Origin of the sequence: Ktedonobacter sp. SOSP1-85 (assembly GCF_016587415.1) — a bacterium.
GTDB lineage: Bacteria > Chloroflexota > Ktedonobacteria > Ktedonobacterales > Ktedonobacteraceae > Ktedonobacter.
In genome coordinates this window covers 991,482-1,012,679 of the sequence record NZ_BNJI01000001.1, presented here as the reverse complement: position 1 = coordinate 1,012,679, position 21,198 = coordinate 991,482, and the positions used below count along the sequence as shown (strand labels likewise).

Sequence of the window (21,198 nt, the reverse complement as noted above, 5' to 3'; positions counted from 1 at the left end):
AAGGCGGTTGTACCATGTTTCAGCCCCTGGTATAATAATCAAAATTTGTCGATATATGCCTCCGTGCGGATATGCTCGTCTGTGTAGCTTGAATCGTGACGGTGCGCATAGAAAGGCCTGAACAGGCTGGAACATGTAGACGTGCTATGCTACTCACACTTACAACCACCCATCAACCCGCTACAGATTTAGGATACTTACTGCACAAAAATCCCGCACACGCGCAGACTTTCTCCCTCAACTTTGGGAAGGCGCATGCCTTTTATCCCGAGGCAAGCGAAGAGCAATGTACCGCCGCGCTGCTGCTGGATATCGACGCCGTGCAACTGGTACGTGGACGCGATAAGGGGCAATCGCTGGATCAGTATGTGAATGATCGCCCATATGTGGCCTCCTCATTTCTGAGCGTCGCGCTCTCCGAAGTCTTTGGCACCGCCCTTAATGGGCGCTGTAAGCAGCGACCCGAATTGGTAGACACGGCTATTCCGCTGAAAGCAACGCTCTCAGTGATTCCCTGCCGCGCGGGCGAGGGCTGGCTCAGGCGTTTATTTGAGCCGCTGGGCTATAGCCTGACCATTGAGCCGTATATGCTTGATGAGCAGTTTAGCGAGTGGGGCCAGAGCCATTACTATACCGTAACTCTGGAGGGGCAGCAGCGCTTGAGCGACCTCCTGTCACACCTCTATGTGCTGATGCCGGTCCTCGATCACAGCAAGCATTACTGGATTGGGGATGACGAGGTCGAGAAACTCCTGACGCGTGGCAAAGGCTGGTTAGAGACGCATCCTGAGCGCGAGCAGATCGCCTATCGCTATCTTAAGCATCGCCGTGATCTTACACGCGATGCACTCTCGCGCCTGGTTGCCGAGGACAGCGTCTCTGAGGAAGAAGAAGAGGTTCTCGACGAGGAAGAGGCCGCTGGGGCCACGGAGGAGCAAGAGGGAAGCGACGAGAAGAAAGTCTCAGTCCATGACCAGCGCTTGCAGGCGGCCTTTGAAACCATACGCCAGAGTGGCGCCAAACGCGTGCTTGACCTGGGTTGTGGCGAGGGCAAGCTGTTGCGTCTGCTGCTCAAAGAGAAGTCCTTTGAGCATATCCTGGGCCTTGATGTCTCGTATCGTTCGCTTGCCATTGCGCGGCGTCGCCTGCACTTTGAGCATATGGCACCCCGCCAGCGCGAGCGTATCAGCCTGGTGCATAGCGCGCTCACCTATAGTGACAAGCGCCTGAAGGGCTATGATGCCGCAGCGGTCGTCGAGGTCATTGAGCACCTGGATATGTCGCGCCTGAGCGCCTTCGAGCGCGTGCTTTTCGAATATGCTCAACCGGGCCTGGTCGTAATCACGACGCCCAACGCAGAGTATAACGTCGAGTTCGAGACCTGGCAGGCCGGTACCTTCCGCCATAAAGATCACCGTTTTGAATGGACGCGCCAGGAGTTCGAGGCCTGGGGTAAGGGTGTAGCCGAGCGCTTTGGCTATAGCGTCCGCTTCCAGCCTGTTGGCTCCGAGGAGACCGAGGTTGGCGCGATCTCGCAGATGGGCATCTTTGAAAAACGATCTTTTACCGCCTGAGGTTGCAATACATATAATGAAAATTACTATTCCAGAGTTCTGCCTCGTGGTGTTGATTGGGCCGTCGGGCTCGGGAAAATCAACCTTCGCGCGCACTCACTTTAAGCCGACTGAGACCATCTCATCTGACTTCTGTCGCGGCCTGGTCTCCGATGACGAGAATGATCAGACTATATCGAGCGACGCCTTTGATGTGCTCTACTATATTGCGGGCAAACGCCTGGCCCTCGGTAAATTGACTGTGATCGATGCAACAAATGTCAGAGCCGAGGATCGTAAGCGCCTCTTTGAGCTGGCGCGCACGTATCATGCCCTGGCGGTTGGCATCGTCTTTAACCTGCCTGAGAAGCTCTGCCATGAGCGCAATAGCCAGCGCCCAGATCGGCAATTTGGGCCACACGTGGTGCATCGTCAGCTCAACGAGATGCGTCGCTCGTTTGGCTCACTGCGTCGCGAGGGTTTTCATCACCTCTACTTTCTGGATTCCGCTGAGAAGGTGGCGTCCGTCGAGATCGAGCGTGAGCGCGTCTGGAACAATCGCAAGGATGAGCATGGTCCTTTGGATATCATCGGCGATGTGCATGGCTGCTTTGAGGAGCTACAGACGCTCCTGGAGCGGCTAGGCTACCAGGTGACCAGCGAGGTTGGTGAGCAGGGTAAGACCTATCACGTCACGCATCCCGAGGGGCGCAAGGTCGTCTTTCTTGGCGACCTGGTGGATCGTGGTCCGGCCACGCCCGAGGTCTTACGCCTGGTCATGGATATGGTTGAGCAGGGGAGCGCGCTGTGTGTGCCGGGCAACCATGATGCCAAGTTGTGGCGCAAACTGGATGGGCGTAACGTCCAGGTGCGGCATGGCCTGGCGGAGACGCTAGAGCAGATGGAAAAGGAAGCGCCGGAGTTTCACGCGCGGGTCAAGAAGTTCCTGGATAGCCTGATCAGCCACTATGTGCTCGATGATGGCAAGCTTGTTGTGGCGCACGCAGGTCTGAAGGCCGAGATGCATGGGCGTACCTCGCGGGCCGTGCGTGAGTTCGCCCTGTATGGCGAGACGACCGGTGAAACCGACGAATTTGGCCTCCCTGTTCGCTACAATTGGGCGGCGGAGTATCGCGGCCAGGCCCTCGTTGTCTATGGGCATACTCCCGTTCCCGAGGCCGAGTGGCTGAACAACACCATTAATATCGATGGTGGTTGTGTCTTTGGCGGCAAGCTCATTGCGTTGCGCTACCCGGAGCGTGAACTGGTGACGGTACCCGCCCTCCAGGCCTATAGTGACCCGGTGCGCCCGCTCCAGGTGCCAGAGTCCAAGCTCTCGGCTCAGCAGCAACATGACGACCTGCTAGATATTGAGGATGTATCGGGGAAGCGCTATATCCCTACCCGGCTCAAGCAGACCGTGGCTATTCGTGAAGAGAACGCCATCGCGGCCCTGGAGATCATGAGCCGTTTCGCTGCCAATCCCAAGTGGCTGTTATATCTGCCGCCAACCATGTCACCCGCGGAGACGAGCCGCGAGCCGGGCTTCCTTGAGCATCCTAGAGAGGCCTTTGCCTACTATCGTGAGGAAGGCATTGAGCGTGTGATCTGCGAAGAGAAGCATATGGGATCGCGCGCCGTAGTGATTGTCTGTCGAGACGAAGAGGTCGCGCGCCAACGCTTTGGCGTCATTGGTGAGGGGAGCGGCATCTGCTACACGCGTACGGGACGACGCTTCTTTGAAGATGCATCCCTGGAGGCAGAACTATTGCAGCGCCTACGCGTGGCACTGGAGCGTGCCAACTTCTGGACGCGCTTTGAGACCGACTGGGTCTGCCTGGATTGTGAGTTGATGCCCTGGTCCGTCAAGGCGCAGTCGTTGCTGCTGAAGCAATACGCGGCGGTTGGCGCGGCCTCGCGTGCTTCGCTGGGCAATGCTGTTTCCTCGCTCCGCCAGGCGGCTGAGCATGGCGTAGAGGTTGGAGATCTGCTTAAGCGCTATGAGCAGCGCGAGCACCTGGCCCGGCGGTATGTTGAGGCCTATCGTCGCTATTGCTGGCCCGTTACCTCGCTTGATGACCTGAAACTAGCCCCTTTCCATCTCCTGGCAACGGAGGGGAGAACCTACTTTGAGCGAGAGCATACCTGGCATATGCAGACGCTGGCCGAGATTTGCGCGCAGGATGAGCAGGTCCTGTTGGCAACGGCGTACCAGGTCGTGGACCTCACAAATGAGGCCAGCGTACAGGAAGGCATCGACTGGTGGCTGGAGCTGACGGGACGTGGTGGTGAGGGTATGGTCGTCAAACCAATCAACTTTATTGCCCAGGGGAAACACGGCCTGGTGCAGCCCGCGATCAAGAGCCGCGGCCCGGAATACCTGCGTATCATTTACGGGCCAGAGTATAGCGAACCAGAGTACCTGGAGCGTTTGCGGAAACGTGGTCTGGCAGCTAAGCGTTCAATGGCTTTGCGCGAATTCGCCCTTGGCGTGGAGGCGCTGGAGCGCTTTGTCAAATTGCAGCCGCTGCGGGGCGTGCATGAATGCGTCTTTGGGGTTCTGGCTCTGGAGAGCGAGCCAGTCGATCCACGCTTATAGGAATTGATGGCCGAGGTAGAAAGGTTTGATTTTGTGCTGCTTGGCCCTCCCAAACTTGGCTGCCTTACCTATACTCAAAATGGAATGCCCTATGCCCACGTGCTATGCCAGTGGGCATAGTTTTTGTGATATAATCACCGCGGCGTATGACCCAGTGAATACGCACAAAGAAGTATACAGAGGAAAATTACACATGGCACCTGAATATAAAGAAGCACACGTCATCAAGTTGGGTGGTTCAATGATTGTTCCCAATGGCGGCGTCAACGTCGAGTTCTTAAAAGAGTTTAACTTGTTTATTCGCAAGCAGGTGCAGGAATATCAGCGACGCTTTTTTATCTTTGTGGGTGGGGGAAAGCTAGCGCGCAACTATCGCGACGCTGGTGCGGTGATTACTGGTCACGCCCTTGATAATGAGGACCTGGATTGGCTGGGTGTACATGCCACGCGCCTGAACGCGCAACTCTTTCGCACGGTCTTTAAAGACCTGGCGCATCCCGCCATCATCAAGGACTATAGCCTGATTCTTAAGCCAGACAAGCCTATTGTCATCGCCGCCGGGTGGAAGCCTGGCTGGTCGACAGATTATGTCGCGACTGTGTTAGCTCAGGATTACAACATCGCCTCCATCCTTAAACTGAGCAATACAGATTATATTTACGATAGTGATCCACGCCAGAATTCCGAAGCCCAACCCATTGAAGAGATCTCCTGGAGAGATTATCGCTCCATGATAGGTGATACCTGGGTTCCTGGCGCGAGCGCTCCTTTTGATCCCATTGCCTCCAAGCTGGCCTCAGAACTGAGTTTGCGTGTGATGTATATGAAAGCCAACAATCTGTCGAATGTTGAGAAGGCGCTCAATGGCGAGTCCTTTGCGGGGACTGTGATCTCATAGCCGTTTCTGTTGAGCGAGTTCAGGTCTGCTGCCTGCTGTCTCTCTATCCTGGTTTCAAGCGTGATAAAGACGGAACCCCTTGCGCGATATCTGGATTCATCCAGCGTTTATCGAGGTGGTAAGGGGTTGACTCCCGTCTCGTAGAACGTTCGTCTAGTCGGTATGCTAGATGTAGATGGCAAATGCCGTCTGTGCAAGCATCAGCTTGCCCTTCTGGAACTTCATCTCCTACAATACACAGGGGAGCCGAGCGCGTCAACGTATTGAAAGTAGTTTTGCATAGATATGACGAGGAGCTTGTATGACAACGACGCAAACGCAACCGCAGATTCAGCAGTGGACAAACCTCGCTCAGCAATTACGTGTGGACAGTATCCGTTGCACGACGACTGCTGGTTCGGGGCATCCCACCTCTTCCATGTCAGCGGCTGATCTGATGGCCGTGTTGATGATCAGCTATTTGCGGTATGATTTTGACAATCCAAAACATCCCAACAATGATCACCTGATCTTCTCCAAGGGGCATGCCGCGCCCTTGCTCTACTCGATGTATAAGGCGGCAGGCGCGATTGATGACGCAGAATTAATGACGCTGCGTAAATTTGGCAGTCGCCTGGAGGGGCATCCCACCCCCGCCCTGCCGTATGTCGACGTCGCGACTGGCTCGCTTGGGCAGGGTTTGCCAATTGGCGTTGGCGTGGCGATGGCGGGTAAGTACCTGGATAAGTTACCCTACCATGTCTGGGTAGTGCTTGGTGATAGTGAAATGGCCGAAGGCTCTATCTGGGAAGCCTGCGACAAGGCTGGTTTCTATAAGACGGATCACCTGATTGCTATTCTGGACTGCAATCGTCTGGGCCAGCGTGGTGAGACCGAGCTGGGCTGGAATACAGCGGCCTACGCGGCCCGTGCGCAAGCCTTTGGCTGGCATACCATCGAAATTGATGGCCACGACTACGAGCAGATCAACCAGGCCTACGCCGAGGCGCTTCAGACCGAAGGCAAGCCTACGATGATCATCGCCAAAACCAAGAAGGGCAAGGGCGTCTCCTTCCTTGAGAACAAGGATGGCTGGCATGGCAAGCCGGTTCCCAAGGATAAAGAAGATGAGGCCTTGCAAGAACTGCATCGTCCTGCGCGGAGCATGACATTCTCAGTACAGAAGCCCGAGAACCTCCAGCCGGCCTCCATTCCCCCGGCCAAAGCTGTCGACCTGCCGCGCTACGAAGTAGGATCTTCCGAGGCGACGCGTAAGGCTTATGGCGACGCCCTGAAGGCGCTTGGTGACGCCGATGGACGTGTAGTGGCTATGGATGGTGAGGTCAGCAACTCTACCTATGCGCAAGAGTTTGCCAAGGCCTTCCCAGAGCGCTTCTTTGAGCAGTTCATCGCCGAGGAGCAACTGGTGGCGACCGCGATTGGCATGCAGGTACGGCACTATATCCCCTTTGCCTCAACTTTCGCGGCCTTCTTCTCGCGTGCCTATGACTTTATCCGCATGGGGGCTATCTCGCGGGCGAACATCCGCCTGTGTGGCTCGCACGCTGGTGTCTCCATTGGTGAAGATGGACCTTCGCAGATGGCCCTTGAGGACCTGGCGATGATGCGCGCCGTCTTTGGCAGCACGGTCTTGTATCCATCTGACCCCAACCAGGCAGCACAACTGGTCGCAGAGATGGCGAAGCATGATGGCATTGTCTACCTGCGTAGTACGCGTGAGAAGACCCCAGTTCTCTATGCCCCAGATGAGAAATTCACCGTTGGTGGCAGCAAAGTCGTTAAGCAGTCGGCTCAGGATAAAGTGACCGTGGTCGCGGCAGGTATCACCCTGCACGAAGCCCTGAAGGCCTATGAGCAACTGAAGGGCGAGAATATTCACGCTCGCATCATCGATGCCTACTCCGTCAAGCCAATTGACGAAGAGACCATCCTGGCGGCGGCGGAAGAGGCAGGCAATAAGATCGTGACGGTTGAAGATCACTGGCCCGAGGGTGGCCTGGGTGATGCCGTGACTGAGGTCTTCACCCAGCGTGATGGCCCCATGCCCCAGGTCGTGAAGCTAGCGGTCCAGAGCATGCCCGGCTCCGGTACCCCTGCGGAACTGTTGGAAGAGGCAGGCATCAGCGCGCACCACATTGTGCAAGCGGTAAAAGCTCTCATCTAGCCCTGGCAACTGAATAGTATAGAGTAGAATAAAAGCGGCGAGGTCCAACTAAGGGCCTCGTCGCTTGCTGTCCTTCCTCGCGAACAGGAACATTTGCATTTGAAATGCTACCCATCCCCTTTCCGCTTTTGGATTTTGCCAGTGTATAGAGGGAGTAGAGCCTACCAAGAGCGGTCTATATAACCTTTCTAAGGGCTATGGTGGAAAAAGCCGCAGTATGTTCCCACCAAGAGAGGTTTAAAGAACCACTCTAAGGGCTATGGTGGAAAAATGCCGCAGGCATTTTTCCACCATAGCCCATACCTCTGCGAAGCGTCGCAGACGCTGAGAAATCTGCGCGAACAGTGTAAAATAGGCACAAGTTCTTTCTGAAGGAAAGGGATTAAAGTTGAGCATGATGGATATTGGAAATCAATCACTCGAATGGGATTCAGTTCTCAAGGCCAGCATCGATATGGATGCGCGTAAGGCCTTGCCGAAGCTAGATGCGCGTGGAATCGTGGCTTTTACTGATGGGGCGTGTATCAAGAATCCGGGCGGTCCAGCGGGCTGGAGCGCGTTGTTGTGGGCCGCGGTTGATAGCAACAATGGCATTATGGCCCAGGGGGCTGCGTGTCTGGAGTGTTATGGGCATATCCCCAAGGCGCCGACTACTACGAATAATCGTGCCGAGATCTCGGCTGTGCTGGCGGTGCTCTCCATTGCACCTCCTACATTGCCGCTGAAGATCTACAGTGATAGCGAGTATACGATTAAGGTTGCGCAGGGCATTTTTCAGATGAAGGCCAACCCGGATCTCTGGCAGATCTATCGTCAGCTACTCAGCTATCGCAAGCAGCCACCTACCTTTGAATGGGTGCGTGGGCATGCCGGGCATGCACAGAATGAGCGCGCCGATGAACTGGCAGGATTGGGCGTCTTTAATGGCGATACCACAGCCTTTAAGCGCTGGGAAGCCACACAGACTGCCGAGGCCAAATCGGGAATGTCTACAGGCGAACTGGCACAGTTGCGGCGCCAGGTCCAGACGGTGAAGGCTTTTTTTGAGACGCAGGCGCGTGGCGGTGGGCGTATTAGCGAGCAGGAACGTCGCTTTATCGATGATATGGCGAAGCGGATGCAGAAAAACACATTCGCGCCAAGTGAGAAGCAGCGCAATTGGGTCAAAGTGCTAGCAACAAAATACCGCGTCCAATAGTTCTTTGTGGAAATAGGCGTTGCAGATAAATAGTCACACCGTTTAAGCCATTATATACAGGTTTTCGTTACTGGAATATGTGATACACTAAGCAGGGGTTGAGGGGAGTATGTCTCTACCTCTCCGGCAACGTGAACCCTGCATTCGCTCTCGCGTATGCTTGATGGTGTGTTTCTTGATTGAAGCGAAAGGATTGCATCTTGAAAGACCAAGTGATGCAGCAGTTGAAAGAGAATCTGCATTTACTGCACGAGCCTATCGGATTAGCGTTTGTCGAACAAACTCCTACGGATGTCGCCCATGTCGCGAAACGCGTCCCCTCTGCCTGTACCTTCTGGCGCCTGGCGGAACAGGGCGTCTTTTACGCGGGAGCGGAGGATCACCAGGAGTGCCCCATTGGGATGATGACCATGGGTTTTCAGATGCCAGCCTCTGACCAGGAACGGGCGCAGGCGCTTGTAGAGACGATGGCCAGCGTAAAGTATTTCTCGCCTGCCGAAGTAAGTGCGCTGCCCACAGTGCAGAAGCCGCACCAGTATATTGTGTATGGTCGCCTGGACCAGTTGCCTCTGGACCCGGATGTCGTCCTTTGTCGCATGAATACACAACAGGCTATGCTGGTGGCTGAGGCCATGGGACAGGTCAACTGGCTCCAAGGGGGACAGCGTGCCTTTGGTCGCCCAACCTGTGGAGTTATTCCGCGTACCTTGCAGACCGGGGAGGTCTCATTGAGCTTTGGATGTGTGGGGGCGCGTACATATATCGAACTGACGCCAAAGGAAGTTATCCTGACGATCCCTGGCGAACAGTTAGCTGAACTGGCTGAGCGCTTGCAGACCATTGTGGAGGCCAATGCTGCGCTCGCGCCCTATCACCAGCAGCAGAAAGCACTATTCCCCGCTTAAAAAGAGCTTGTAGGGGCAGAGCTTGCTCGGCCTCCGAGCGAAGCGATCTCCCCAGCGTCTGGGTGTCGGCGTGCGGGCCTCGGAGTCCATGCCAGCATGGACCCTACAAAGAAGGATTGTATGAAGAGAAATCATGCTCAAATGCTCTGTGTAGCTTATAAGCTAGGCGAGTTGTCCACCCGGCCACAAGCGGTGCAGGGTGGACTATTGCACCAGATGTGGCGCCTGGATACAACGCATGGGAGATATGCGGTAAAGCAGCTCAATCCTGCCATTATGCGCAAGCCAGGGATTGGGGAGGCTTATCGCGCCTCAGAACGTATTGCTCTGGAGATGTATGGGCATGGGGTGCCTGCCATCGTTGCACTCCAACGGGAGGACGATCCCCTCTATGAGGTAGAGGGGTCCTCGTATCTCGTCTATGACTGGTGTGAGGGCAAGGCACTTGCTTCAGAAGCAAGCGAGCCGGGGCAGGCGTGCCAGATGGGGCACCTGCTTGGGCAGATGCATAGCGTGAAGATGAGCATGCTGGGCGTGGAGGATGAGGAGTGGCGGAGCTTTGACGAGGAGGTGTGGGATATGCTAACCTTCCACGCGGCCTCGCAGAATCTGGAGTGGGCCTACATCGCGCGCTCAATGCTACCTCGTTTGCTGACCTGGAGTCGTTTGTATGAGGTGGCGGGCCAGCAATTGGGGCGGCACCAGGTCGTGAGTCATCGCGACCTGGACCAGAAAAACGTGTTGTGGCGGGATGACCAGACGCCTTATGTCATTGACTGGGAGGCGGCTGGCCTGATAAATCCGACGCTTGAACTGGTTGGAGCGGCTCTCTCCTGGAGTGGGCTTGTTGTTGGTGATGTGCGTAAAGAGAGCTTTGACGCGGTTATAGAAGCTTACCGTCAGGTGGGTGGTGAAATTCGTGATAAAAGCGAGGTCGCGTTGCATGGCTTGATGGGAACCTGGCTGGGCTGGTTGCTTTTCAATATGCGGCGCTCACTGGGAGAATCTGTTGAGCGCGAAGAGGAGCGGGACCTGGGTATGCGCGAGACGAGCATGACGCTAAAGCTCCTACGCACATTTGATGACCATCTCCCCATCTGGGCAGGCTGGCTCGATGCGTGGCGATAACATTAACAGGGTGTGTGGAATGCGCCGTGACAGCCACAGGCTGTCACGGCGCATTCCACACACCCTGTTAATTCTATGGAAGCGGAGTGAGGAGCAGTTTGGTTAATGGGAGAATAAACTGGCGTTCATTGTCCCAATAGTTATGGGCTTGTAGGCCGCCCGGTGAGCTAAAGCGCAGATTATCGACCTGGATATCATAAATATCCATAGCACGGTCATGACCAGTGTAGGGGTCGATATGGACAAAGAGGTGATCCCCATGCTTAGGAATAGGCGTCTCTCTCCGCCAGGAAAGAGGGGGTGCCAGGGGATCGGCGACAGGATCATGATCATCCCAGAAGTTGAGCCAGTGCGCTATGGGGAAATCGCACTCGATGTCACGGCCCCAGCGGAAAAAAGTGACATATTTGCGGAGGGGACTACCCGCTGTGATCAAGCCAGCAATCTTTTCCCTTGCGTACTGCGGCAGGAGGCGAAGCACATCGAAGGCAATTACTGTGCCATTGCTATGAGCGTTGAGAATGATGCGCCCAACATCGTCGCGACTGGCCAGGCGTAAGATGGCGTCAAGAACGAAGCTGCGAATGCGTTCGCGCTGCTCGTTCGTACTGACATAAGCTGCCACATCGGTTTGCAATTGTTGCAGAATTGCGAATCGGCCTGTTTGCTCCTTATTGGTTCTGAGTGAAGGATAGGTCCCGAGTAACGAGGCGTGAGGAGGTGCCTTGGGTGTGGAGATGAGGGGAGGAACAACTCTTTTGAGAAAGCGTGTGACTCCCAGGGGGGAGATGTAGTTAAAGAGCGAGGAGAGCAGCATCGTGCTGGCATTGAGCGTGGGAATCAGGTGTCCTCTATTCTCTTCGATGTCTGAGTAGACAAGCGCGATGTGTACAATAGAACCTTTGCCATTGCTCAAAGGGGCCTGGGAGGTATCAATCTGGTGCGGGCTATCGCGTACCCAGACACCTAAACGTGCTAATCCAGCCTCCCGGCGATGGCTGCCAGCCGGCCAGCAACTCTGGACATAGATGGGACCATGAGAACTGGAGGGCGTGTCTGGACGATAAAGGGGGTCTGCGCTGAGCTGGGTTGCGTCAAGGTATCTACGTAAGTTGGCATGTAGTATGTCTGCATAGCCCGGTGTTTGGCCTTGCGGGGGGTGTTGAAAGCCAATACCATGCAATGTGACCAGGCAGGTAAGTGTTTGATTCACCATAACATATCCTCCACCAGATGCAACTAACCATCCACCAATGTTATGTGTGTGATATCTGATCGCCTGGCACAGGAAAGCCGTATGACAGCCGTTATGTGTGCCTTACTGTCTATTGTACCGCGAAAAGGCCTACTTTACCACCATCGAGTGTACGAATGTTGCCAAATAGAGTAGAATAGTGGACTGTTGTGTCCGATACTGTTGGCGTTATAATTATTGCAGGATCCTCAGACGGATCGAAGGAATAGTCTGGTAGCACAACAATCGCTTCCCACATCCAGCCTCTATTGGCGGGAAGAGTATAACAAGGAAAAGCCGAATATGTCAAGTATTTTGTATTAGGTAGACATAACGAGAGGTTCGAAGAAATACTTCCTCCTGGTGTGCCTAAAATTGCTGATATTAGTGCAAGGACATTCTGCATGACTACGACAAAGTCAAAAATACAATCAGAGAAGACTAGTGCACCGGCGCCGCATGAGGCCCTGGAGCGTAATCCAGGCATGCCCCTGGACCTGGATTGGATACATCGCGTACACGTGAACCGTAGCGCCGTTGAGCGCCGCGCCGCCACCATTCCAACCCGGCGTTCAGTCAAGAAAGAGTGGCAGGCAGCCTGGCTTCTGCGGGCGATTACTTGTATTGATCTAACCACATTAGCGGGTGATGATACGCCGGGCAATGTCAAGCGGCTCTGCGCCAAGGCCAGGCAACCTGTACGCCAGGAACTGCTTGACGCGTTGGGGGTGCCACACCTGCAAACGGGGGCGGTATGTGTCTATCATAACCTGGTACCCGTGGCGGTCGAGGCGCTTGCCGGGACAAATATTCCCGTCGCTGCCGTATCAACGGGCTTTCCCGCAGGCCAGAATCCCTTTGACTTGAAGCTGCGCGAGATCCAGGCTTCTGTACAGGCTGGAGCAAAAGAGATCGATATTGTCATTTCGCGCGCCCACGTACTCACGGGCAACTGGCAGGCCCTTTATGACGAGGTCAAGGCCTTCCGCGAGGCGTGTGGAGAGGCGCATATGAAGACCATCCTGGCAACCCATGAGCTAGCGACGCTGCGTAACGTCGCGATGGCAAGCCTGGTCTGTATGATGGCAGGGGCTGATTTTATCAAAACCTCGACCGGGAAAGAGCCGGTGAATGCTATCCTACCCGTAGGCCTGGTCATGACACGCGCCATTCGCGACTACCATGAAGAGACAGGCTACAAGGTTGGCTTTAAGCCGGCGGGCGGTATTCGCAGTGCGAAATCCTCGCTGGATTGGCTGATCTTGATGAAAGAGGAGCTGGGCAATGAGTGGTTAAACAATTCACTCTTCCGTATTGGAGCCAGTGGCCTGCTTTCGGATATCGAGAGACAGATTGAACATTTTGTGAGCGGACGCTACGCGGCGGCGCACCATAATCCAATGGTTTAGATCCGGGGGAGTTGTAGGCATGAATGTAATGGAATTATTTGAGACAATGGAGTACGGTCCCGCGCCAGAGGCTGCCAACACTGTCCAGACCTGGCTCAAGGAGCATGAGCGCTTCGGGCTGTTTATTGAGAACCAGTGGGTTGAGCCAGCCAGTGGGCAATACATGGAGAGCACGAACCCTGCCAACGGCAAGGCCCTGGTGCAGGTTGCCTCCGCCAGTAGTGCCGACGTGGATGCCGCAGTAGCCGCGGCGCGTAAAGCGTTCAAAACATGGAGCAAGACCCCAGATCATGTGCGTGCACGCTATATGTATGCCCTGGCGCGCCAGATTCAGAAGCATGCGCGCTTCCTATCGGTCCTGGAGTCGCTGGACAACGGGAAATCTATTCGCGAGACGCGCGATATTGACATCCCCCTGGTGGCACGCCACTTCTACTATCACGCTGGCTGGGCGCAGTTGATGAAGCGAGAGCTGCCGGGTTATGAGCCTGTAGGAGTTGTGGGACAGATCATTCCCTGGAACTTTCCTCTCTTAATGCTGGCCTGGAAGATTGCTCCAGCCATTGCTATGGGCAATACGGTGGTCTTAAAGCCAGCGCGCTATACTCCCCTGACGGCCCTCAAGTTCGCTGAGATCGTGCAGGAGGCTGGTCTGCCGGCGGGCGTGATTAATATTGTCGCTGGCGAGGCGTCGCAGGTAGGCGATGCACTGGTGAAGCATCCTGACGTCAACAAAATTGCTTTTACGGGTTCAACCGAGGTGGGACGCAGCATCCGCCGCTCGACTGCTGGCTCGGGGAAGAAGCTATCGCTTGAACTGGGTGGGAAATCCCCCTTTATCGTCTTTGATGATGCTGACCTGGATAGCGTCGTCGAGGGCGTAGTAGACGCCATCTGGTTTAACCAGGGCCAGGTCTGTTGCGCGGGATCGCGCCTGCTGGTGCAGGAGAACGTCGCGGAGCGCCTGCTTAATAAGCTACGCGCACGTATGGAGAAGTTGCGTGTGGGTGATCCGCTGGACAAGGGCATCGATATTGGCGCGATTGTCTCGCCTTCGCAATTGCAGGAGATCGAGCGCCTGGTCGCGCAGGGCGAGGCCGAGGGAGCCGAGAAATGGCAGCCCTCCTGGGCCTGCCCAAGTGAAGGCTCGTTCTTCCCGCCCACGCTCTTCACCAATGTCTCTCCAGCTTCCAGCATTGCCCAGGTCGAGATCTTCGGCCCGGTCCTGGTTGCCATGACCTTCCGTACGCCTGCTGAGGCGGTCCAGCTAGCTAATAACACACGCTATGGCCTGGCGGCAAGCATCTGGAGCGATAATATCAACCTGGCCCTGGATATCGCGCCAAAAATTCAGGCTGGAAGCGTCTGGATCAACTGCACCAACGTCTTCGATGCCTCCAGTGGCTTTGGCGGCTATCGGGAGAGTGGCTATGGTCGTGAGGGTGGTAAAGAGGGTCTGTATGAGTATGTGCGTCCAAGTTGGGAGGCAAACCAGATTCCCGAGAAATCTCCTCGCTCCAGGCCACAAGGTGTCGCCGAAAACGAGGGAGTCGCGAATACGTCAGAAGAAGCGGAGTTTGCTCTTCCCGCCATTGATCGCACGCCCAAGCTGTTTATCGGTGGCAAGCAGGTGCGTCCAGACTCGGGGTATAGCCTGAGCGTCAAGGGTGCTGATGGCAAGCCGCTTGGGGAAGTCGGTGAGGGGAATCGCAAGGATATTCGTAACGCTGTAGAGGCGGCGCATGCCGCGAGTAAATGGGCGAGCGCTACTCCTCACAACCGGGCGCAGATCCTGTATTATATCGCCGAGAACCTGGCCGTTCGCGAAGAAGAGTTTGCGCGGCGCATTATGCAGCAAACGGGTCGGGGGCGGAAAGAGGCGCTGCAAGAGGTGCATACCACGCTCTCACGCCTGTTTAGCTACGCGGCCTGGACGGATAAGTTTGAGGGAGTGATTCACCGCCCGCCCATGCGCGGCGTGACGTTGGCGATGCACGAACCTATTGGGGTTATGGGCGTCGTGGCACCCGACGAATACCCTTTACTGGGCTTCATCTCGCTGGTGGCGCCAACTATTGCCATGGGGAACACAGTAATTGCCATTCCCTCGCCAACGGCGCCTCTTAGCGCTACGGACTGCTATCAGATCTTTGAGACATCGGATCTGCCCGCCGGGGTAGTCAATATTGTGACAGGCGAGCGCGAGGGATTAGCCAAAGTTCTGGCCGAGCATGAGGATATCGATGCGCTTTGGTACTTTGGTTCTGCCAGAGGGGCAAAGATGGTAGAGGAGGGTTCCGCGAGCAATATGAAGCGCACCTGGGTCAACTATGGGCGGCAGCGTGACTGGCTGGACCCCATCCAGGGCGAGGGCGAAGAGTTCTTGCGAGCCTCAGTCCAGGTGAAGAACATCTGGGTACCCTACGGCGAATAAAGCCGTTCAATACATACCACTTAGATAATATGGTGCATCATGGCAACCTGAGGTTGCCATGATGCACCATATTATCTCTTACCCCACTACTGCGCGAAGCTGATCGACAACCTCTTCCAGCTGGGCCGCAGCATCGGTTGCCGAGGTGGCGCCAGAAGCAAGCTGCTCAGTCACCTGGTTGGTAACTTTGAGCGCGGTTGCCAGCTTTTTATTACTCTCGTTCTGATACTGCGCGGCATTCTCGATATATTTGGCCCCATTTTGCACATGCTCGACAGCTTGCAGGAGCTTCTGTCTATCAAGCTGGTTTATATTCTGTCCAAGGTTTTTGCCCACTGTTGCGAGCTGGGCCGCGGCTGAGTTAATGGCCTCGGTGTAGTACTGAACGGATTGCAGGCCGATCTGTGAAGACTCAACCACCCACATCTGCTCGGTCGAGGCATCACGCTGGCGCGATGCCAGGCTGTTCAGGGCATCGCTGCTATCACGCAGAGCATTGACCGCTTGCAAGATGGGCCGGGTTAGGCTGCGGCCAGCCACAAGACCAATAATAGCGACAAGACCGGACATGATGAGGGCCACAAGTAGCGTCACTTCAAGCTGCTGTTGTGCGACTGCATTGACCGTGCTGAGTGGGCTGAGCACATAGTACTTCCAGGGGACCACGTCAACGCTTTTCTGTACGATTTGATAGCTCTCGTTTTGTTCGTTGGGTTGTGCCTGGTAGGTGACTAGGGATGCTTTATCGTTCTTCAGGTGTTGGTAGAGGGTTGCATCTTTTGCTACTTGAATGCCATTGGGACCGTAGCGCTGCTCATTATCGACTTGCTGTTTTACGTCTGACGGTAAGTCCTGTACTGCTGTGAAAATACGCTTAGGGTCGGTATCCGCGATGCGCACGCCATCTTCATTCAGGATAAAGGCGTAGCTATTTTTCCCATTCCGTTGATTATCATCCTTCACAGTATTCCAGATATAATCCAGGCCCAGGGTGACGCGAATAAAGCCAATGATGGTGTTGGTTGGTTTTCCCTCTGGCGTGAGAGCTACGACCGGTGAGTAGATATCCACTGTGGCTTTTTGTTGATCTGGATTATAGTAAACTGTGGAAATAACGGTTTGGCCAGCAAACACGTTATCCTGGTAGCGTTGGGGAACGAGGATGTTTCCGTGAAGGGCTGGTTTTTGCGTCGTAGGATAGGCCAGGCGAAGCTTGCCCTGACGATCATACAACTGCCAGGTAGTGTAGTTTGGATCGCGATACATACCAGCAGCCAACGCGAAGATGGTGTGCTTGGTTTGGTCCGCATAGGTTGGATCGGTGGATGGTGTGAGGAGATATTGTTGGACGGTGGGAACCTGGGTAATGGTTTTGGCGTCGAGCACACGCTCGTTGAAATATGTATCGATCAGTTTGACACGTGTCTGGGCGTCGCCCTGCATGGTTGTATTAGCTTGATCCGATAGAATCGGTTGGGTACGCCATTCGATCACAAATAAGGTGATGACCAGTGGAAGAATCGTGGCGAGCACCAATCCTAGCGAGATACGTAGAGGCAATGAGATGAGGCGACGTTGCCTATTGTTGTAATTTGATCCAGGCATAGCGCATTCTAATCCTTAAGAATAAAAGTCCCTTACTATTGGAACCAATGCTACGAGAGTGGCGTTGGCTCCAATAGTTAAGAATCTAACGAACGATCCCAATGTATTCAAGATCGCGAATGAGTTGTTGTGTTTCGTCTTGTGAACGACCCATCAAACGTGCAAGTTCGGCGCTATTTCGATTTCCATCGATGAGAAGGAGAAGACGTCGATGATTGCGCGATAGGCCAGACTGTTCGATGAGCCGAAGACTATCGTTCATCTCATGAATGCGTTGAGGCGCAAGTTGCCCGCTTGTGGGGGGGCGTACCTGGGTAGCGGCCCGCTACCACCAGTATAAGGCGGTAGTGGGCCACTACCACTAGCATAAGAAGGCGGTGCTTGGTTTGGTGAAAGCTGCCTCAACGCTGGCAGAGATGGATTGGTAACGGTTGTTTGAGGCCCAGTTGCGCGATCAGTGTCGAAAGGGACAAACGTAAAAAAACAGGATTTCCAGGTAGCAAATAGGCTGATGGCCTGTTGATCGCGTAGATGGCCTAGACGGGCCTGCGAGATCTGCCCTCGGAAAAAGGTTATTTCGCCTTCCTCCGAGGCGGGGCCAGACTCTTTTTGTACGGTGAGAAGTCCTGTCTTGCGGCCTAATTGAATGACTTGAATAACGTTATTTAGGTTGTCGGTATGTGTTCCGCGTCGTGGGGTCATATTCAAACATCCATTGGTTGATCAGGGTGCACAAGAGATGCAAGAGCGCTTTAATCCTGCAAAAAGAGCAAGGGAGGCTCTAAGTCTTCGTTCTCTTATGTGGGCATACCAAGCATATCACAAAATGTGCATAAATTGAAAACCCCCCTGCGGGAGTAGCCGAAACTCCTATTCATTCTGCCTGAAGAGTCGCTTCCTCTGGTTACACATCATGTCTTACCTGGTATGAACGAATTCAACTAACGATTTTTACCCATATCTATAGGCGTTTTTGTGAAGTTATCTATTCTTAGCATCCTGGCTCCAGGGCTATTTATTCTCTTCTGCTTCTTGACTCGGCTCGCGTAGCGAGCCTCGGGTAAGGGTATGTGTGTGGAAAACAGCTTTGCCGTTTTCCACACACATACCCTTACTCTTGAGCGCCGTAGGCGCGAAGGACCCATATTTTCGAGGATTAAATAACCCTGTCCTGGTTCGAAGGAACTAGCACTTTGTCAGTGAAACATGCGATAATAAACAAAACCAGTGCTGTGAGTTAGTGCTGCAAGAGTAGAGCACGAGGCACGACCTTAAAGCCCAGAATTGCTATCTTAACGTGTTGGGGAAATTGTTTGTTAGATTGGAAGTAGGGGGCATTGTTGGTCAGGTACCCCATGCCTGAAAGGGCAGGGGCTTGCGTTAGCAAGCCTGGACCTGTTCAGATTCAGCCATGAATCCTTTGTTTTGGCAGAGGGTTATCGGGCTACGATAGTCGGGAAGCGTTGAAGTCCTACCTACGGGTGCGTGCCAGCCTGTAGCTCTAGAATCTCTGGGTTAAACAGCAAAACGGGGTCTATGCAGTGCTCAGAGAACAGTACCGCCCACTATCATTATCGAGGCAACCATTACCCTAGCAATAGGAGGCTCAATTATGAGCAACGTGTTTGTGATTGATACGGATTATAACCCCTTAGATCCTGTGCATCCTGGATATGCGCGGCGTTTACTCAAGCAGGGGAAAGCCGCTGTGTACCGAAGATACCCGTTTACCATTGTGCTCAAACGAGTGGTAGAGGAACCACAGATGCAACCATTACGTTTGAAGCTTGATCCTGGTAGTAAAACCACTGGAATTGCTCTGGTTGATGATGGCAACGGCAAGGTCGTCTTTGCGGCTGAACTTGCTCATCGTGGTCATGCCATTAAGGAAAGCCTTGATGATCGTCGTGTGGTTCGTCGCAACCGACGCAACTGCAAAACTCGTTATAGAAAGCCCCGTTGGCAGAATCGAAGGCGCAAGAAGGGATGGTTGCCTCCCTCCTTAGAGAGTCGGATTGCCAATATTCTCACGTGGGTAGCGCGTTTGTGTCGCTTGGCTCCCATTACGGCTCTGAGCATGGAACTGGTCAAGTTTGACCTGCAACAGATAGAAAATCCTGATATTACAAGCGTCGAGTATCAGCAAGGGACTCTTCAAGGCTATGAGGTGAGAGAATACTTGCTTGAAAAATGGGAACGGACTTGCGCGTATTGTAGCGTGCAAAACGTTCCCTTGCAAGTTGAGCATATTCATCCTCGTGCCAAGGGGGGAACGAGTCGTATCAGTAACTTGACCCTGGCATGTGAGCCTTGTAATAAGGCCAAAGATACCCTAGATATTACCGTCTTCCTTGCCAAGAAACCAGAGGTCCTCAAGCACATTCTTGCTCAGGTCAAGAGGCCACTCAAGGATGCGAGTGCGGTGAATGGCACGCGATGGGCTGTATTGCAGCGACTCAAAGCCTTGGGATTGCCGGTCGAGTGCGGCAGTGGTGGTTTGACAAAATATAACCGGACCACAAGAGGGTTGCCCAAAACGCATTGGCTGGATGCCGCGTGTGTGGGCAAAAGTACGCCTGTGGGACTCTCTCATACGGGAATTGTCCCCTTGCAGATCAAAGCGATGGGGCATGGATCACGGCAAATGTGTGTCGTTGACAAATATGGATTTCCCAAGCAACACAAACAACGCAAAAAGACGTTCCTTGGCTATCAAACAGGGGATATGATCAAAGCGATGACCCCCAAAGGGACATTTGAAGGGCGCATTGCTATTCGTCATCGACCGTCATTTCGGCTTGGGAAGAGAGATATCCACCCTAAATATCTGCGATGTGTCCATCGTGCTGACGGGTATGAATATATTCAGAAAGGAGTGCGTCATGCTCCTCCCCATGACTGAAGTGAGGGGCCTCGCATGACGCGATTCTATGATGGAGTCTCTAAACCTCTCCCAATTTTCTCGTCAGGACCCGGAGAAGAGAGGAGTGGGTGACAGCGCCCAACCACCGGAGCAACTAGCAGTTGGAGACCTTGCGCGCTGTTGCGCTGAGGAAACAACAAAATTTCTTAAACAGAGTACTTCGAATGACCGCTTTTGTCTTGAATTGTTTCGGCGTGCGATTATCAGGCGCGATGAGGCCGCCTGGCAGCACATATATCAGCAATATGCGCCGCTGGTATTGACATGGGTGACACAGCATCAGAGCGCGGTGCAACTGCTTGGGCAAGAAGGAGGAGCGTCCCTGGTAAACGCGGCTTTTGCCAAATTCTCTCAGGCACTGACACCGGCCAAAATCGGTAACTTTGATTCTTTGGCGTCTGTATTAAAATATCTAAAAATGTGTGTGCATAGCGTGGTTGCCGACGAGGTACGCGCGCGCCAGGCTCGACAGTACGAGGAGACGCTTGAGGCGGTGGAGCATGAGCCATCAGGCAGCGATCCAGCCGATGATGTCGTTGCTCAGTTGTCGGCGCAGCGTCTCTGGGCGATTATCCAGGAAGAGTTGAACGGCGAGGACGAACGGGTCTTATTGTACCTGGCATATGTGCAGGGGATGAAGCCGGGCGAAATTTGCGTGCAGTATCGTCACCTCTTTCCCACCGTCGATGATGTGTACCGCATAAAACGCAATGTACTGGAGCGCTTACGGCGTAATCGGCGCTTGCGCAATCTCTTCCGGCAATAGCGCCTGGAAAAGTGAATCTGGTGATAAAGGCAAGGGAGCAGGGAAATAAAGAGGAAAAGCGCTAAAAAGGCGGCGTGCCTCGTTTACTTATAAAGAACAAGGGAGAGTTTATGGCCGTCGAGCCCATCCTGCTTCGGAAGTGGCGGTCTAAAATGTGGCATTTCTTAATTTGCCGAGAAGATCTTATTCCGAAACCCATCCCCATTCGGGGACAAGCCTTCACTGGCGTGTCTAGCGCTTCGCGCTTAGGGTTTTCGGAGAAGAAGAATAGATAGAGAAGCGTTACTCGTAGCCTGGTCGCTCTGAGCGTTTACGAATGTCGTATTGGTTGCAGCATGAGCATAGCGCCATTCGCCAGCTAGGAGTGGCGCCTGGAAAAATC

At 54.2% G+C, this 21,198-nt stretch carries 14 protein-coding genes; 11 read left to right on the top strand and 3 right to left on the bottom strand.

What is annotated here, in order from left to right:
* The first annotated feature begins 146 nt into the window (after positions 1-146).
* From KTE_RS04515 to KTE_RS04485, 7 genes are all read left to right on the top strand, one after another.
* Positions 147-1,574, top strand: coding sequence for a 3' terminal RNA ribose 2'-O-methyltransferase Hen1 (locus tag KTE_RS04515; protein ID WP_201378990.1), 1,428 nt, complete (start codon positions 147-149; stop codon positions 1,572-1,574).
* Positions 1,575-1,590: 16 nt separating this feature from the next.
* Positions 1,591-4,152: a polynucleotide kinase-phosphatase gene (locus KTE_RS04510; RefSeq protein WP_201378988.1), complete on the top strand. Its 2,562-nt coding sequence runs from the start codon at positions 1,591-1,593 to the stop codon at positions 4,150-4,152.
* A 193-nt stretch (positions 4,153-4,345) separates the two neighbouring features.
* Positions 4,346-5,050 carry a UMP kinase gene (gene pyrH / locus KTE_RS04505; protein WP_201378978.1) on the top strand — a complete coding sequence of 235 codons (705 nt, stop codon included), beginning with the start codon at positions 4,346-4,348 and terminating at the stop codon, positions 5,048-5,050.
* A 301-nt stretch (positions 5,051-5,351) separates the two neighbouring features.
* On the top strand, positions 5,352-7,214 hold the full coding sequence (locus KTE_RS04500) for a transketolase (protein ID WP_201378970.1): 1,863 nt from the start codon (positions 5,352-5,354) through the stop codon (positions 7,212-7,214).
* Positions 7,215-7,608: 394 nt separating this feature from the next.
* Positions 7,609-8,412 (top strand): ribonuclease H, encoded by an 804-nt coding sequence (locus KTE_RS04495; protein ID WP_201378968.1) that lies wholly within the window; start codon positions 7,609-7,611, stop codon positions 8,410-8,412.
* Between the two features lie 200 nt (positions 8,413-8,612).
* Positions 8,613-9,317, top strand: a complete 705-nt coding sequence (locus KTE_RS04490) for a DUF169 domain-containing protein (protein ID WP_201378966.1) — start codon at positions 8,613-8,615, stop codon at positions 9,315-9,317.
* A gap of 120 nt (positions 9,318-9,437) precedes the next feature.
* Entirely contained in the window at positions 9,438-10,445 is a 1,008-nt protein-coding gene (locus KTE_RS04485; RefSeq protein ID WP_201378964.1) for a phosphotransferase, read from the top strand.
* A gap of 73 nt (positions 10,446-10,518) precedes the next feature.
* On the opposite strand, the gene KTE_RS04480 is transcribed toward KTE_RS04485, so the two are convergent.
* Positions 10,519-11,661, bottom strand: coding sequence for a hypothetical protein (locus KTE_RS04480; RefSeq protein ID WP_201378958.1), 1,143 nt, complete (start codon positions 11,659-11,661; stop codon positions 10,519-10,521).
* 422 nt (positions 11,662-12,083) lie between these two features.
* Here KTE_RS04480 and deoC point away from each other — a divergent pair, with 422 nt between their 5' ends.
* Together deoC and KTE_RS04470 are read left to right on the top strand one after the other, a co-directional pair.
* Complete coding sequence (deoC, locus tag KTE_RS04475) at positions 12,084-13,088, top strand: deoxyribose-phosphate aldolase (RefSeq protein WP_201378957.1); 1,005 nt, start codon at positions 12,084-12,086, stop codon at positions 13,086-13,088.
* 19 nt (positions 13,089-13,107) lie between these two features.
* The gene (locus tag KTE_RS04470; protein ID WP_201378956.1) at positions 13,108-15,522 is read left to right on the top strand and encodes an aldehyde dehydrogenase family protein; all 2,415 of its coding nucleotides are present in this window, start codon (positions 13,108-13,110) and stop codon (positions 15,520-15,522) included.
* A 78-nt stretch (positions 15,523-15,600) separates the two neighbouring features.
* Here KTE_RS04470 and KTE_RS04465 read toward each other — a convergent pair whose 3' ends face one another.
* Both KTE_RS04465 and KTE_RS49450 read right to left on the bottom strand, forming a co-directional pair.
* Positions 15,601-17,127 (bottom strand): methyl-accepting chemotaxis protein, encoded by a 1,527-nt coding sequence (locus KTE_RS04465; RefSeq protein ID WP_201378955.1) that lies wholly within the window; start codon positions 17,125-17,127, stop codon positions 15,601-15,603.
* A 258-nt stretch (positions 17,128-17,385) separates the two neighbouring features.
* The gene (locus KTE_RS49450) at positions 17,386-17,829 is read right to left on the bottom strand and encodes a DUF4388 domain-containing protein (RefSeq protein ID WP_201378954.1); all 444 of its coding nucleotides are present in this window, start codon (positions 17,827-17,829) and stop codon (positions 17,386-17,388) included.
* A gap of 910 nt (positions 17,830-18,739) precedes the next feature.
* Here KTE_RS49450 and iscB point away from each other — a divergent pair.
* Both iscB and KTE_RS04450 read left to right on the top strand, forming a co-directional pair.
* Entirely contained in the window at positions 18,740-20,029 is a 1,290-nt protein-coding gene (gene iscB / locus KTE_RS04455) for an RNA-guided endonuclease IscB (RefSeq protein WP_201378952.1), read from the top strand.
* Positions 20,030-20,057: 28 nt separating this feature from the next.
* Positions 20,058-20,816: an RNA polymerase sigma factor gene (locus KTE_RS04450; protein ID WP_201378950.1), complete on the top strand. Its 759-nt coding sequence runs from the start codon at positions 20,058-20,060 to the stop codon at positions 20,814-20,816.
* Positions 20,817-21,198 lie beyond the last annotated feature (382 nt).